This window comes from Desulfurispirillum indicum S5 (assembly GCF_000177635.2).
In the GTDB taxonomy this organism is placed as follows: domain Bacteria; phylum Chrysiogenota; class Chrysiogenetes; order Chrysiogenales; family Chrysiogenaceae; genus Desulfurispirillum; species Desulfurispirillum indicum.
Window position 1 is genome coordinate 985,615 of record NC_014836.1, and the last position, 14,399, is coordinate 1,000,013.

General features: G+C 54.8%; 13 protein-coding genes and 1 CRISPR repeat array. Of the genes, 5 read left to right on the forward strand and 8 right to left on the reverse strand.

The features are described from left to right. The first annotated feature begins 215 nt into the window (after positions 1-215). Positions 216-617: a hypothetical protein gene (locus SELIN_RS04675; protein ID WP_041725926.1), complete on the forward strand. Its 402-nt coding sequence runs from the start codon at positions 216-218 to the stop codon at positions 615-617. A gap of 1 nt (position 618) precedes the next feature. Continuing rightward, positions 619-879: a GSU3529 family protein gene (locus SELIN_RS04680; RefSeq protein ID WP_013505541.1), complete on the forward strand. Its 261-nt coding sequence runs from the start codon at positions 619-621 to the stop codon at positions 877-879. Between the two features lie 186 nt (positions 880-1,065). On the opposite strand, the gene SELIN_RS04685 is transcribed toward SELIN_RS04680, so the two are convergent. Genes SELIN_RS04685 through SELIN_RS04695 form a run of 3 tightly spaced genes read right to left on the reverse strand, consistent with a single transcriptional unit; the run spans position 1,066 to position 4,828 of the window. Continuing rightward, a complete protein-coding gene (locus SELIN_RS04685) occupies positions 1,066-1,929 on the reverse strand; it encodes a UbiA-like polyprenyltransferase (RefSeq protein ID WP_013505542.1) in 864 nt (287 codons plus the stop codon). After that, a complete protein-coding gene (ligA, locus tag SELIN_RS04690) occupies positions 1,914-3,896 on the reverse strand; it encodes an NAD-dependent DNA ligase LigA (protein ID WP_013505543.1) in 1,983 nt (660 codons plus the stop codon). The genes SELIN_RS04685 and ligA overlap by 16 nt, the downstream gene beginning before the upstream one ends. Then, the gene (locus SELIN_RS04695; RefSeq protein ID WP_013505544.1) at positions 3,893-4,828 is read right to left on the reverse strand and encodes a DUF2232 domain-containing protein; all 936 of its coding nucleotides are present in this window, start codon (positions 4,826-4,828) and stop codon (positions 3,893-3,895) included. Before SELIN_RS04695 ends, ligA begins: the two co-directional genes overlap by 4 nt. Positions 4,829-5,198: 370 nt before the next feature. On the opposite strand from SELIN_RS04695, the gene SELIN_RS04700 reads away from it, so the two are divergent. Genes SELIN_RS04700 through SELIN_RS04710 form a run of 3 tightly spaced genes read left to right on the forward strand, consistent with a single transcriptional unit; the run spans position 5,199 to position 7,699 of the window. After that, positions 5,199-6,533: a phenylacetate--CoA ligase family protein gene (locus tag SELIN_RS04700; protein WP_013505545.1), complete on the forward strand. Its 1,335-nt coding sequence runs from the start codon at positions 5,199-5,201 to the stop codon at positions 6,531-6,533. Positions 6,534-6,536: 3 nt separating this feature from the next. Next, positions 6,537-6,941, forward strand: coding sequence for an ATP-binding protein (locus tag SELIN_RS04705; RefSeq protein WP_013505546.1), 405 nt, complete (start codon positions 6,537-6,539; stop codon positions 6,939-6,941). Beyond that, a complete protein-coding gene (locus SELIN_RS04710) occupies positions 6,938-7,699 on the forward strand; it encodes a TlyA family RNA methyltransferase (protein WP_013505547.1) in 762 nt (253 codons plus the stop codon). The genes SELIN_RS04705 and SELIN_RS04710 overlap by 4 nt, the downstream gene beginning before the upstream one ends. A 134-nt stretch (positions 7,700-7,833) precedes the next feature. On the opposite strand, the gene SELIN_RS04715 is transcribed toward SELIN_RS04710, so the two are convergent. From SELIN_RS04715 to SELIN_RS14540, 5 genes are all read right to left on the reverse strand, one after another. Beyond that, entirely contained in the window at positions 7,834-8,079 is a 246-nt protein-coding gene (locus SELIN_RS04715) for a hypothetical protein (protein WP_013505548.1), read from the reverse strand. A 1,086-nt stretch (positions 8,080-9,165) separates the two neighbouring features. Then, positions 9,166-11,473: direct repeats of the CRISPR family, unit length 28 nt; unit sequence TTTCTGAGCTGCCTATGCGGCAGTGAAC. A 128-nt stretch (positions 11,474-11,601) separates the two neighbouring features. Beyond that, a complete protein-coding gene (cas6f, locus tag SELIN_RS04725; protein ID WP_013505549.1) occupies positions 11,602-12,150 on the reverse strand; it encodes a type I-F CRISPR-associated endoribonuclease Cas6/Csy4 in 549 nt (182 codons plus the stop codon). Between the two features lie 10 nt (positions 12,151-12,160). Then, positions 12,161-13,159 (reverse strand): type I-F CRISPR-associated protein Csy3, encoded by a 999-nt coding sequence (gene csy3 / locus SELIN_RS04730; RefSeq protein WP_013505550.1) that lies wholly within the window; start codon positions 13,157-13,159, stop codon positions 12,161-12,163. 37 nt (positions 13,160-13,196) lie between these two features. After that, entirely contained in the window at positions 13,197-14,183 is a 987-nt protein-coding gene (csy2, locus tag SELIN_RS04735) for a type I-F CRISPR-associated protein Csy2 (protein ID WP_013505551.1), read from the reverse strand. Beyond that, the gene (locus SELIN_RS14540) at positions 14,180-14,377 is read right to left on the reverse strand and encodes a hypothetical protein (protein WP_083805924.1); all 198 of its coding nucleotides are present in this window, start codon (positions 14,375-14,377) and stop codon (positions 14,180-14,182) included. The genes csy2 and SELIN_RS14540 overlap by 4 nt, the downstream gene beginning before the upstream one ends. Positions 14,378-14,399: the final 22 nt, after the last annotated feature.

Below are 14,399 nucleotides of genomic sequence, written 5' to 3' on the forward strand. Positions count from 1 at the left end.
AGTTAATAGAAGCACTTGCGAATAAATCATTTAATGTGAATCTTCAAATGCCCGCCATTTGTCGCAAAAAAATCTCAAACCAGTGTGGTGACTTTTGTCACAGAAAAATGCTAAGAATAGAAGTGTCAGAAAAATGACAGAAGCTACCGCATTGTAGAGAGCAGAGAGTCAGAACTATGAGTCAGCCTTCTTCGCGCCCGGTTTTGCAATCGATCATGAAACAGATTCATCATTCCTACCTGAACGGCCCTGCGGAACGCCCGGAAATCGGCGAACTGTTGAGCCGGTATCAGGATATCTCCCAGCACCAGCGCATTCTCCTGCTGGCAGGCTACCTGGAAATCCTCAATATTATTCACCAGGAGCAACTGGGCGTCCCCGTCCAAACTCTTCAAAAAATACTCACCTCCATGCAACAACACCTGGGCCCCTGGGAAAGCACCCTGGGCGAGCTGCTCGGCAACGGCATGCTGCAGCACGCTATCCAGCAGGCCGATGAAAATGCCCCGGCCCTTGAGGTGCTCAGCGTCACGGAGCAAGGGTACGCGCTCATAGAAAACATCGTGGTGGAAGCCAATTTCAGCACCAATAACATACAGAAGGTTGAGGAGCAGTAGCATGGATTTTTTTCGTGACCTGGAGAAGCAGACCCGTATCGCTCAGAAAGAGCGCGATTTCCCCGATTTCCTGACATGTCACATAGAAACCATTCTGCAAAAACCTGAAGAGTACGCCCACAAGGAAGATGAAATCATCCTGCTGACCGAGCAGATCGCCCTCTATGAAACCTATGCCCAGACCGGATACCTGGGACGCGGCATGACTGCCGGAAATATCAAGGAAACCCTGAAGACCATCTTCGAAGTAAACAAGCTCTGAGGGGCGATGCTCCCAGGTGCACGCAACGGCGGGAAACCCCAAAGGGCGTTTTCTTCGCCAGGAAGCGCAGAACGCGGAGCCGGGAAAGCAACCAGCAGAACAACACACGACAAAAAAGCGCCCAGCCACTCAGAAAGAGCAGCTGGGCGCTTTGCGTTCACGGGCACCGCGCACGGAAAAAACCGCCTACCAGAAGAAGATCGCGTCCAGGCAGGTTGCCACAAAAATGACGATGGAAATGTAGCTGTTGACGGTGAAGAAGGCGCGGTCAATATCGGCGGGATCTTTGGCCCGCCAGGCCAGCAGGTGTTCGTACACCAGCATAACGCCCACCACGCCCACGCCGGCCAGGTATATCCCTCCCAGGTACTCCAGCAGCATGGAGCTCAGGAGCAGCAGGGCAAAGGCCACCCCGTGGAAGAGTGCCGCCACCTGCAGCGCCCGGCGCTGGCCAAGCCAGGCGGGAATGCTGAACAGCTTCTGGGAGCGGTCGAATTCGATATCCTGGGTGGCATAGATAATGTCAAAGGCTGCCGACCACAGCAGCACAAACCCGCCCAACAAAAGGCTGTACAGGGTAATCTCTCCGGCAACAGCGATGGTGGCCCCGATGGGTGCCATGGCCAGAGTCAGGCCCAGCACGATGTGGGCCGCAACGCTGAAGCGCTTCATAAAAGGGTAGAGCACCAGAAAACCCACCGCCACAAAGCTCAGCTTGAAAGCCAGGGGGTTGAGCGCCCAGGCCGCCACTTCAAAGAGCACAAAGGAGGCTGCCACCAGCAGCCAGGCCTCTCGGCGGGAGACCACGCCGGCGGGGATGTGGCGTTCCGCGGTACGGGGATTACGCCGGTCGATTTCCGCATCGAGGATGCGATTGAGGGTCATGCCCATGGTTCGGGCCCCCACCATGGCCATCACGATCCAGAAGATGGTCCAGAAACCAGGCAGGCCACGGGCCGCTGTCAGCATGCCGATCAGGGCAAAGGGCAGGGCGAAGAGGGTGTGGGAAAACTTGATCATTTCCAGCAGGATGGTTATTCGGCTGAGCATAGGCGTACAAACTCCTCTTCATCGATAATGGCAACACCCAGTTTGCGGGCCTTGTCCAGTTTGCTGCCGGCATCTTCGCCGCACACCAGGTAATCAAGACTGCCCGATACGCCCGAGAGCACGCGGGCACCGCCCAGCTGGGCCATTTCTTCGTATTCCTTACGGGGCCGCGACAGCTTGCCGGTAAACACCACCGACCTGCCGCTCAGGCCGGAAGCCACCTGAGCGCGCGGCGCGGAGCTTTCCATGTTCAGTCCGCTGCGTTTCAGGGCTTCAACCAGCGCCACGCTGGCGGGCTCGCGCAGAAAGCTATAGATGGAGCGGGCCACAATTTCGCCCACCTCCTCCACCGCCGTCAGCTCCTCAATGCTCGCCTGCATCAGACGCTCCATGGAGCCAAAGTGACGGGCCAGCAGCTGGGCGGTCTTTTTGCCCACGTGGCGAATGCCCAGGGCAAAGAGAACCCGCTCCAGGGGATGGGCCTTGGAAGCTTCAACGGATGCCTGCAGATTCAGGGCGCTCTTGACCCCGAAGCCATCCAGGCTGGCGACGCGCTCATAGACCAGATGGTAGATGTCGGGAATATCCGTAAGGATACCCTCGTCGAGGAAGCGCTGCACGACCTTTTCCCCCATGCCGGCAATATCCATGGCATCGCGGGAGACAAAATGCAGAAGAGCGCCCAGGCGCTGGGCCGGACACAGGGGGTTCTGACAGTACAGGTGCACACCATTGTCGCTCCAGTGCAGGGGGCTGCCGCACTCCGGACAGTTTTCCGGGGGAACCACCTCCGACGCGTCCGCCGAACGCAGGGCCATGATGGGCTTGACCACCTTGGGGATCACATCGCCGCCCTTCTCGATGAGCACCTGGTCGCCAATGCGGATATCCTTGCGGCGCAGCTCTTCGAAATTGTGCAACGTGGCGCGGGAGATGGTGCTGCCCGCCAGCAGCACCGGATCAAGCTCGGCCACCGGAGTAATCACTCCGGTGCGCCCCACCTGGAAGGTGATATCCCGCAGGCGGGTGCTGACCTGCTGAGCCTCGTACTTGTAGGCGATGGCATAGCGGGGAATTTTGGCCGTTGTGCCCAGTTCCTCGTGCAGGTGCAGCTGATCCACCTTGATGACCGCGCCATCAATATCAAAGGGCAGCAGTTCACGCTGCTGACGAATATGCTGCACCGCGTCCCACACCTCGGCATCGCTGGCGCACTGGCGAACCAGGTCACTGACGGGAAAGCCCCAGTCCCTGAGTGTCTGCAAACATTGAAAATGGGAGTCGTGAGGGAACCCCTGCAGGGAGTAGCAGAATATCTGCAGCCCACGGCGGCTGCTCTGGGCGGGGTCAAGCAGTTTCAGAGAACCAGCGGCCAGGTTACGTGGATTGGCATAGAGACTTTCCCCCTGCTCCAGACGCTGCTGATTGATGCGCTCAAAGGCCTGACGGGGGATATACACTTCACCGCGAATCTCCATGGCACCCGCAGCCGGAATCTCCAGCGGCAGGCTGCGGATGGTGCGGATATTATGGCTGATCTCCTCACCCTGCAGCCCGTCGCCACGGGTAGCCGCCACGCTGAATACGCCGTCACGGTAGTGCAGACTGACCGCCACCCCGTCAATTTTGGGCTCCACGGTAAAGCGCACATGGTCGCCGCTGTCGCGACGCACCTTGCGCAGAAAGTCTTCCAGCTCCGCCTGCTCATAGGTATTGCCCAGGGAGAGCATGGGCACCGAGTGCACAAAGGCGCGACTGCCCCCTTCCAGACGCTCGCCAATGCGACGGGTGGGGGAATCGGCGTGGACATACTGGGGGAAACGGGCCTCCAGGGCACGCAACTCGCGATAGAGCCCGTCGTACTCGCCATCGCCCATAATGGGGTCGGCAAGGGTGTAGTACGCTTCATCGGCCTTCTGCAGCAAAGCCGTCAACTGGTCGATGCGCTCCCGTTCCGCAGCACTCATCGGGAGGGGCGTCCCTGCATCATCTTCTCGCGCAGGCCAAGCAAGGTCTCCAGAATCCCAAGGAAGGCGATCATCAGCGCCAGCCCCGGTTGAAGAATAATAATCCCGTACACCAGTACCTGGAAAAACAGCGGCGTTTTGCGATGACGAAAGAAGAAGGACATGGTCAGAAAGCCCTGCAGGGCATAGAGAATGGTCAGGAAGAACAGCAGGCTGGCCGCCCCCATGAAGACGATGTGATGCTGGGCCGCCATACCCGTCAGCCCCGCCAGCAGGAGGATCAGGAAGTAGGGCGGAATCTTGGCGCTGAAGTAGGAACCCAGCACACCGATGTGCTTGCCATCGGCGCCGCGTCGCATAATCAATCCCAGGGAGCAGATCAGGGAGAAGAACACCCCGGTCATGAAAAAGCCAAAGGCGATATTATAGGCCACATGCATGATCAGTTCCACATTCTGCGCCAGCCCCGAACCGGAAGCCCCCTGCTCAATGGCAGCCCGCGTCGCCTCCAGCAGCTGCCACAGGGGATCCTCCCCCCGCACCGCCACAAAGGGAATGTAGAGCACAAACAGCGTGATACCGGTAATCAGCGTCGAGTACACCGTGCTCGCCATGGGGTGACAGGCCAGACGCAGAAAGAGAATCAGGATCAGCGACGGGATAAAGGTTTCCATGGAATACATGATTGCCAGAGGCGGGTGAAAAGCCACCAGAAAGAGCGCCGAGAGAGCGCCCACCACAAAACCACCACGCCAGCCATGGTGAAAAATCGTATGCAGTATCGGAAAGGGCATGAAAAGGCCGGCAAAGATTCCCAGCAGGGGAATCGTCGAAGTAATGGAGAGCAGGACAATACTGATGGCACTGTTACGTAACACCAGCGCGCGTTCAGACATGGGGTGGGATGAGTTATCAGCCGGTGGTGTGTTCAAGTGCTCGGTACTCCTGAAAAAAACTGCGGACCAGACTCTTCACGAGATGCCCGATGGCCCGTCAAACACCCAGCTCATATACCTGATACAGGGTAATTTTGCAACAAAGGCATCATGTTTGGTTGCCATTGAAGCAATATTCATAGTATTCTCAGAAAATTCGGAGGGTATGCGGCAAAATACCGGCAACCCTGCTGAGAAAAACCGGACAGCTTCCTGAAATACTTCAAATTCAGACAGGCAATGGAAAAACCCACAGGTGCAGGGCGCCAGCGGAGCGAGAAATGAAGCGCACTCCCCGTGAATCACGACAGCGGGCAACGCCGCAGATGGGGGTTTCCAGCAGCCTGCTATAAGGATTAACACCGTTATGCCATCAACCAACCTTACCCTGATGTGGGAACCCCAACTCGAATCCATGGAACGCTCTGAACTGGAATCACTCCAGCTGCAGCGCCTGAGCGAAACCGTCCAACGAGCGTACCACCAGGTCCCCCACTACCGTAACCTCTTTGAAGAAAACGCCATAGCCCCGGATTCCATCCAGTCCATCCAGGATATACGCAAGCTTCCCTTCACCGTGAAAGACCACTTCCGCCAGAACTACCCCTACGGCATGTTTGCCGTACCCATGCGCGATATCGTGCGTATACACTCCTCCAGCGGCACCACCGGCAAACCCACCGTAGTGGGCTACACCCGCCGCGACCTGGACACCTGGAGTACATTAATCGCCCGGCTGCTCAGCGCCAGCAACGTCACCGCCGACGACGTCATCCAGATCGCCTTCGGCTACGGCCTCTTCACCGGCGGCTTCGGCCTGCACTATGGCGCCGAGAAAGTGGGAGCATCGGTCATCCCCATCTCCAGCGGCAACACCCAGAAGCAGCTTATGATCATGAAAGACTACCTCACCACCGCCCTCATCTGCACCCCCAGCTACGCCATGTTCCTGGCCGAAGCCATGGAGCAGGCCGGCATCCGCCGCGAAGACCTGCGCCTGCGCACCGGCCTCTTCGGCGGTGAACCCTGGACCGACCAGATGCGACGCCAGATCGAAGAGCGCTTTAACATTCACGCCACCGACAACTACGGCCTCAGCGAAGTCATGGGCCCCGGCGTCGCCTGCGAATGCCTGGAAAAAAAGGGCATGCACATCAACGAAGACCACTTCTACCCCGAAATCATCGACCCCGTCAGCGGCGAAGTGCTGCCCCTGGGAGAAATGGGAGAACTGGTGCTCACCACCCTGACCCGCGAAGCCCTGCCCGTCATCCGCTACCGCACCCGCGACATGACCCGCCTCATCCCCGAGCCCTGCGCCTGCGGACGCAGCTTCCTGCGCATGGAAAAACCCTCCGGCCGCAGCGACGACATGCTCATCATCCGCGGCGTCAACGTCTTCCCCACCCAGATCGAAGAAGTGCTGTGCAGCATTGAAGGCTGCGAGCCCCACTACAAACTCGTCGTCGATCGACAGGGCTCCCTGGACGTGCTGGAAGTGCTGGTGGAAGTCAACGAACACCTCTTCTTCGATGAAATGAAAAAGCAGAACGCCCTCGTCAAGAGAATACAACAGGAAATCCGCAGCATGGTCGGCGTCAGCGCCACCGTCAGACTCGTGGAAAAAAAGACCCTGGAACGATTTGAAGGAAAAAGCAAACGGGTAGTCGACAAACGGATCCAACACCCAGCGCAGGGGTAGCCTATGACCACAACCATGGTGTTCGCGTCAGACCTTGACGAAGTCGCCACATACGCCAAACACATCGTCGAACGCATTCCCGACGGCTACTTCACCCCGAAGAAACTCTACCGGGTGCGGCTCGCCGTTGACGAAGCCATGACCAACGCCATCATGCACGGCAACAAAAGCGACACCACCAAGAGCGTCCAGGTCAACCTCCACTGCAACTCCCACGGCATCAACATCAGCATCACCGACGAAGGCGACGGCTTCGACCAGCGCGCCGTCCCCCAGCCCACCGCAGACGAAAACCTGCTGCGCACCGGTGGACGCGGCATCTATATCGTCGCCCACTACGCCGACAGCCTCACCTATAACGACAAAGGCAATCAGGTCACCCTGGCATTCGCCCGCGACATCCCATGAATCAAAAAACACCCAGAACCCGCCTGGATAAACTCCTGGTGGACCGCGAACTCGTCAAAAGCCGCGAACGCGCCAAAGCCCTCATCATGGCCGGAGCCGTCATCGTCAATGATCACCGCATCGACAAACCCGGCACCACCGTACCCGATGACGCCACCATCCGCCTCAAAGTCAAGGATATCCCCTACGTCAGCCGTGGCGGCCTGAAACTGGAACAGGCCCTGCGCAGCTTCGCCATCGACCCCACCAGCCACACCTGCCTTGACATCGGCTCCTCCACCGGCGGATTCACCGACTGCCTCCTCCAGCACGGAGCCAGCCACGTCCACGCCGTGGACGTGGGCACCAACCAGCTCGACTGGAAACTGCGCACCCACCCCCAGGTCACCATCAGCGAACAAACCGACATCCGCGACTACCAGCCACCCATCGGAACCCGCTTTGACCTCATCGTCACCGACGTCTCCTTTATCTCCCTCACCAAAATCATTGAACCCATCACCCGGCTCGCCAGCCCCGGCACCCGCTTCATCGGGCTCGTCAAACCCCAGTTTGAACTCAGCCGGGAAAAAATCGCCCGTGGCGGCATCGTCAAGGAAGAAACCCACCGCCTGGAAGCCCTGGAGAAAGTCCTTCACGCCCTGCGGGAAAACGGACACTGGGAAATACAGCACCATGAACCCAGCCAGACCCCCGGCACCGACGGCAACATCGAATACCTGCTCCTGGCCAGGAAAATCAGCCCCGAAAACCGCTGAGGGCTGGTGTGTGAACGTGCTTTTTGCGCCCATCTGCGAAAATCCGTGGAGAAGATATCCGCTGATTACGCTGATTTACGCAGATAAAACCAAATACAGAAAAGAGCCTGATGGCACGGTCGTGTGGGTATTCCTTACTTCAGGTCGTTGTGGCCAAGGTGGCCTGTTGGCCACTTGAGTTCGTCGGGTATCAGGGGCCAGTATTCGGCGGCTTCCTCTTCCTGCCCGCGCATGTCGAGCAGCGACCAGACAAACACAGCGTTCTCTTCAGGATTGGCATCAAGTTCTTCGCGGGAGAACATGGGGGACTCCCGGTCGTATATCTGCAGGCCAATGCCGATGCGCTCCTGCTTGCTGGGGTTCAGATCAAAGACGTTCATGTGTTCACCTGTTGAATGGCTGAGTTCCATGTCACTGTGTCGGCGTTTATCGCGTTCAGCGCCCCTTGTATGCTCGGATATTCTGCAATCAAGAAAGATACCACTCCCTTCACCTTGACGGACATACCCGTTATGGCTATATATTTTTTTTCTGAGCGGGTGTGACACGGTGATATTCCCCCGGCCGTAACACATGCCGTTGGGCATGGAGTGCTATGTAGGGTTGCCACTACCTTGTGGACAGGGGGGCCCTACCTCCCGCTCTCTTTTCCTGCTTTCTTACGCCATTATCTCATTTCATCTGAAATCAATCATTGAAAGCCAATTACAAATCCACAGACTCCTTGACTGCACCACGTCATACAGCGACTTTTCAAAACCACATCAAGAGGGGTACAACTTGCACCCCTCTTGGTCGTGTCGTACCAGAGCATTTTGTCTACGGGGCTGGGAGTAGCAGCAGTGCGCGTGGCAGGAGATGGAAAAACTATGCTCTTACATTTTGCCGCAGTAACATAGCCGATGTTCGACAGACGACGCGTAATGGTCAGGTAGTGAAAAGTAAATGGTAGCTCCGGGAGGGGCTCCCGTTCCACCCTCACGCGAGCCGCCCCTTGCGGGGCGTCCTACGGCTGGGAGATTCACCGTGTTTCCAGAGCTACCAATAAGGAGAATAGAGTCATGGCTCGCGACCGTCAAGGTTGAAAGCGTAGTAACTATTCACAGGGGAGTCTCACACACAGAGACCTGTCCTCAAAGAAAGGCATTCAAACGAAAAGGCATATCTCTCGCCCGTTCGCTGCGCTCACTCAAGACGCCAGGAGCGCCAAGAAAATCGATTTGTCACCCATCTTCTTCGCGTTCTTTGCGGCTGCGAGAGGAATCCCTTTCTTGCATTCAAAAAAAAAGCGTATTGATTTCTCTGGCACCCCGTTATCGCAACAGGGGTATTCATTCCACGTGTGCGGGGAGGGTGCCTCCAATTTCCGCATGCGGAAATAATTATGCAGCTCATCCAAACATAAAGATAAAAGAAGTATTGAAGCCATATCTAATAAAGGGGCGAAGTCGTGACGTATTGTCACTCTTCTGAGCTGCCTGTGCGGCAGTGAACGAAATACTGGCACCCTGGACCGACTTTTCAATTTTCTGAGCTGCCTATGCGGCAGTGAACGTGTTTTCGCTTGACTCCACCGAATCGGGCGATTTCTGAGCTGCCTATGCGGCAGTGAACATGATCTGTAATAGCCCGCAGCGTTTCAGTGCTTTCTGAGCTGCCTATGCGGCAGTGAACCTGATCCAGTCCTGCCCCTTGCCGGTCACACGTTTCTGAGCTGCCTATGCGGCAGTGAACCACTAACGCCAATAGGCCCTGCTGTATCGTGCTTTCTGAGCTGCCTATGCGGCAGTGAACCCTCGCCCTGCGCAGCCAGCGCCGGGATATATTTTCTGAGCTGCCTATGCGGCAGTGAACGACCAACGATAGTAGGGAGCTGTTCAGCGATTTTTCTGAGCTGCCTATGCGGCAGTGAACAACGGAATCTGTAACGCTGATATAGCGCTGCATTTCTGAGCTGCCTATGCGGCAGTGAACTTTGGATGGGCAGGAGCTGCTGGATGGTTCCTTTTCTGAGCTGCCTATGCGGCAGTGAACATCCCCGAGACATTGGCCGAGGGTGCCCAGGCTTTCTGAGCTGCCTATGCGGCAGTGAACCACATTACCGACCAGGTCGGCGATACCCGCCATTTCTGAGCTGCCTATGCGGCAGTGAACGGCTCGACAATCCACGCCACAAACTACCGGCTTTTCTGAGCTGCCTATGCGGCAGTGAACAGAGGGGAGCCTGTTTTGCTGGGACTTGAACTTTTCTGAGCTGCCTATGCGGCAGTGAACGATATTACCATGGATGCTGATGATATCGAGCATTTCTGAGCTGCCTATGCGGCAGTGAACCAGTACCAAACCTCCATCGTGCAGCGTTCGCTTTTCTGAGCTGCCTATGCGGCAGTGAACGCTATCACCCGGAAGTCGCCCAGGTTCCAATCTTTCTGAGCTGCCTATGCGGCAGTGAACTGTCCGCAATGGTATACGAAACCAAGCAGCTCTTTCTGAGCTGCCTATGCGGCAGTGAACGCTAGCGGCCTGCTGTACGACGAGGATATACATTTCTGAGCTGCCTATGCGGCAGTGAACGGAGCTGCGCCGGGTGTCGAAATACATACCGATTTCTGAGCTGCCTATGCGGCAGTGAACGACAACGAGTCTTTACGATACCACAATCGGCATTTCTGAGCTGCCTATGCGGCAGTGAACTGTGCTCTCCCGCTGTCGCTGTCTCAATTCAATTTCTGAGCTGCCTATGCGGCAGTGAACAAATGCCGGGAGTGCAAGGGAAAGGGCAAGGTTTTCTGAGCTGCCTATGCGGCAGTGAACGTTACCCAGCAGACACCACCCATGTGCCATATTTTCTGAGCTGCCTATGCGGCAGTGAACTCAGCGCCGCGCCATTCTGGTACAGGACCTATTTTCTGAGCTGCCTATGCGGCAGTGAACCTATAGGGATCATTCTGGTTCTTCTGTTTCAATTTCTGAGCTGCCTATGCGGCAGTGAACCTACCGAGATACACCGGACACCTGCGCCAATTTTTCTGAGCTGCCTATGCGGCAGTGAACACTGACACTCGGATTCAGCACAAGATTTTTCATTTCTGAGCTGCCTATGCGGCAGTGAACGACGGGAAGGCCATTGACCAGTGCGATATCAATTTCTGAGCTGCCTATGCGGCAGTGAACTTCACCAGGCTGCCATACACAAGGTTCAATTCTTTCTGAGCTGCCTATGCGGCAGTGAACGGGAGGGTAGGGTGTGGCTGAACCCTCCTTATTTTCTGAGCTGCCTATGCGGCAGTGAACTCATGGCTATATGATTGCAGATGACGCAAACTTTTCTGAGCTGCCTATGCGGCAGTGAACGATCATCTGCGGCAACGTAGTCATCGCCTTCATTTCTGAGCTGCCTATGCGGCAGTGAACGATGACAGCGTACCTGGTGGCGAGTGCGTTCATTTCTGAGCTGCCTATGCGGCAGTGAACATGTACGGGGTTTCATCTACCGACCAATACCCTTTCTGAGCTGCCTATGCGGCAGTGAACTGAATCTTGGTGTGGCCAAGCTGGAGCCAATTTTTCTGAGCTGCCTATGCGGCAGTGAACTGGAGCGTCTTCCGACACTGCCAACTTCTTCCTTTCTGAGCTGCCTATGCGGCAGTGAACTTGGTATCCATCGTAAGGGTCGTGGGTGATATTTTCTGAGCTGCCTATGCGGCAGTGAACCCAATGTGGGTGATTTTTGAGCTTCAGGGGATTTTCTGAGCTGCCTATGCGGCAGTGAACTATAACTGTAGCGCAGGAAGTAACCCGTGGTAAAGATGTTCCGCCTAAAAATGGCCAGCAACCATAATTTCAGGTTGCTGGCCAAGTGGTTTAAATACTAGACGTTACCATGCATCAAGAAAAAAGGGTCAAAACCATGGGACCGTGCTTCCGCCTACACTCAACCCGTAAGCCGAATATACACTCTGCTTGCCTGCTTTCTCTGCATTTCTCTGCTCTATGAAAAGCGGAAATTTTTGTGCAGTAGATGCGCTTAACAGACGAAAAAAAGGCTGGTTAAGCTGGTCTCGAGATTGCAAAAGTTCCAGGGCTCTTTCTTCAGAGAGTGATCCTCGCTTCAGTGCTCGTCTAATTCTGGAAGCGGTCATCTTAGACTGTACACGCGCTACTTGCACATATGCTGCCTGCGCTGGCACCTGCAAGATACCTGAAGTTTGTGTATAGTCCTGAAGTCCCGTCAGCCATGAAAGTGTCATGATGCTTTCAAGGGCTGCAAGGCTCCCATGCAAGCGTAGTAAAGCGCCTGGGGTTTTACCCGCCTCTGGAAAACTGACACCTATATCACTTCTTCCCGATTCCACCAATGCGCGATGGAGTTTTGCAAAGACCGTACTCATCAGGGTAGTGGCTTCAAACTCCTGGTCAGGCAGAATACGGATCTCAATATACGAATCCATAATATGCTCCTTAGTCAGCTTTACCAAATACTCCACCGCGAATCAGGGTAGCTATGACGTAATGTTGTTGTTTAACATCGGGTGTTTTATCTTTGCCGATCCAATTATCCAGCAGATTATAAAAGTCCATTTTATCAGTAGGTTGGCGATAGGCTTTGCCACGGTTGGTGACTGAGCCATAGGGTTCAACAGCAATTGGGCCAAGGTCACCGGCATCTGGATACCAGGTGTCAATCGTGCGAAGTGCATTACCAACTTTCTGCGAGTGAAGCGCCGCCACGCCATCTACTTGATAAAGGACTTTACTCTTGTCGCCTTTACCCTTGTCAAGAATCAGTTCCTGAGAAGGAAAGACTTCTTGCCCCTGACCCAGTTTCACAAATGCATGAACGGTTAAAAGCACATAACTTTCACTGGTTAATCCCTTTTTTATGACTTCTGTCAGGGGATTAAGCCCTGAGTTGTTTGAGCTGAACTGGCGCAGGTTGAAGTCGTGGCTATCGAAAACCCATTCTTGATCCAGATGTTTAATGCGAACTTCAACTTGCTCAGCACCAACGCGGTTGCGCCAGAGAAAACGTCCATTCGCGAGATTTTCTGCATAGCGCGAAGCCAACTCACCAAATCCATGCTCCTCAATGTACTGGTTGATCTTACTTGCGAGTGCTTCTTGGTAATCGGGGTTGTTGCACGCTGAGGGAGTGCTGAGATCACCCAGAATACGCAGCGTGAAGCTGAGTTTTAGGGTGTCTTTTTCAAAGGGTAGAGCTGCAACGTCAACAATTTGTGGGTTTGGGCTTTCAATTTTTTGGTTTAATTTGGTTGGATCCTGCTCATTTGCTGTTTTAAGTCTATTGGATATGGTGCCACGAACCGCTTTTTCCTGAATTTTGATTGCTTCCCAGGAGTTGCTTTGGTCACGCTCATCCCAGTTTCCGGCATACATCAAGGCATCGGAGTTGGCGAGTTTGCGTTCAAAAGCCAGTACACTTGCTTCTAATTTTGCCATGGTGGTTTCCTTCCTTTTGGTGTTGTCAGGCTGTCTATTAAATAGGTGCTTCGGGTTGGTAGTGATTAATACCCAGATAACAGTCATCTTTTTGGTAATAACGCCAGATCAGGTATTCCAGTTTATTGATGCGGTGAGGGCTGAGCCATTGGCCAATGCCGTAGGCTGATTCAACAAAGCGAAAAGGCACTGAGGGGTCGCGTGTGTGAGCCACCTCGCCAGGTTCGTAGAGTGGTGAAATGGACTGATAGCCGGTCATAATCGGTACCAGCCAGCCTTCAGCAGGTTTGGGCTGCAGCTCCCAGATGGCTGGGGTCTTTTCCGTCAGCTCTTCAGAATCCGGGTCAGGCTGGGCCTGGTACTTTAAGGCAGCAAAGTCCAGCCAGGCATCCAGAAGCTCTGCCTCTGGATGCTGCTCTTTAAGCTGTTGGAAATGTTCTGTCAGCAGTTCGCTGCGGTCAACCAGAGCAAAACCGGGCAGTAGTTTGAGTAGCTTTTTGCGCGTCCACTTCTGTTGATCTTCAGTTGTTTCCGGCAGGGTCTCAAAACGAACCTCTTGAATGCTTTGAATGATTCCGCCTGCCAATCGAAGGGTCAGTAGTTTTTCCTGAATCTGTCGTGAAAAGAGTTCTGCATCCTCGTCTGGGTTTCCTGTGTTGAAGTTAAGCTTTTTGGGCCTGAAATCGCATTCTATCAGGAGGCTGACTTCCAGATGCATTTTGCCTTCTTCATTGAAAGGAGGGGTAGTCCACTTATCTTTATTTTTTTTGTCTTGGACTAAAGGATTGCGGGTGAGTCCGAAGACATACTCCCCTCTGCCCCCAGGTTGATAGGCCTTGACCTGATGCCAATGGCAAATCACGCCGCAGCCACCCAAAGACACTCCTTGCCTCTCTTGTGTGAAGCGAGACAGGGCATGGGTTAAGCCCAGAAAGTTGGTGATGGCGGGAAAACCCCAGGTCATACCTGAGATTGCATTGGCATTTTCTATGCGCAGGCGTTTCAATATCAGCAGGGACTTCATAGGCTGACCTCCAGGTCTTCTTTCAGGAGCTTGAGTTTTTGTTCAACCAGTTTTTTCCACTCATTGAATTCATCTTCGCCAGTTTCCAAGTTAGTCTGGAGCTTTTTGATTCGGGTCTGGTTAATGGCATGATTGAGCCAAAGCGAAAATTTTCTGGCAACGGCTTCTTGCCAAGCACCTGCTTCTCTTTCCAGGGCAAAGCCTGCATCATGTTCC

Coding starts and splice junctions, on each gene's coding strand:
- SELIN_RS04675 (WP_041725926.1), top strand. CDS start 216: ATGAAACAGATTCATCATTCCTACCTGAACGGCCCTGCGGAACGCCCG.
- SELIN_RS04680 (WP_013505541.1), top strand. CDS start 619: ATGGATTTTTTTCGTGACCTGGAGAAGCAGACCCGTATCGCTCAGAAA.
- SELIN_RS04685 (WP_013505542.1), bottom strand. CDS start 1,929: ATGCTCAGCCGAATAACCATCCTGCTGGAAATGATCAAGTTTTCCCAC.
- ligA (WP_013505543.1), bottom strand. CDS start 3,896: ATGAGTGCTGCGGAACGGGAGCGCATCGACCAGTTGACGGCTTTGCTG.
- SELIN_RS04700 (WP_013505545.1), top strand. CDS start 5,199: ATGCCATCAACCAACCTTACCCTGATGTGGGAACCCCAACTCGAATCC.
- SELIN_RS04705 (WP_013505546.1), top strand. CDS start 6,537: ATGACCACAACCATGGTGTTCGCGTCAGACCTTGACGAAGTCGCCACA.
- SELIN_RS04710 (WP_013505547.1), top strand. CDS start 6,938: ATGAATCAAAAAACACCCAGAACCCGCCTGGATAAACTCCTGGTGGAC.
- SELIN_RS04715 (WP_013505548.1), bottom strand. CDS start 8,079: ATGAACGTCTTTGATCTGAACCCCAGCAAGCAGGAGCGCATCGGCATT.
- cas6f (WP_013505549.1), bottom strand. CDS start 12,150: ATGGATTCGTATATTGAGATCCGTATTCTGCCTGACCAGGAGTTTGAA.
- csy3 (WP_013505550.1), bottom strand. CDS start 13,159: ATGGCAAAATTAGAAGCAAGTGTACTGGCTTTTGAACGCAAACTCGCC.
- csy2 (WP_013505551.1), bottom strand. CDS start 14,183: ATGAAGTCCCTGCTGATATTGAAACGCCTGCGCATAGAAAATGCCAAT.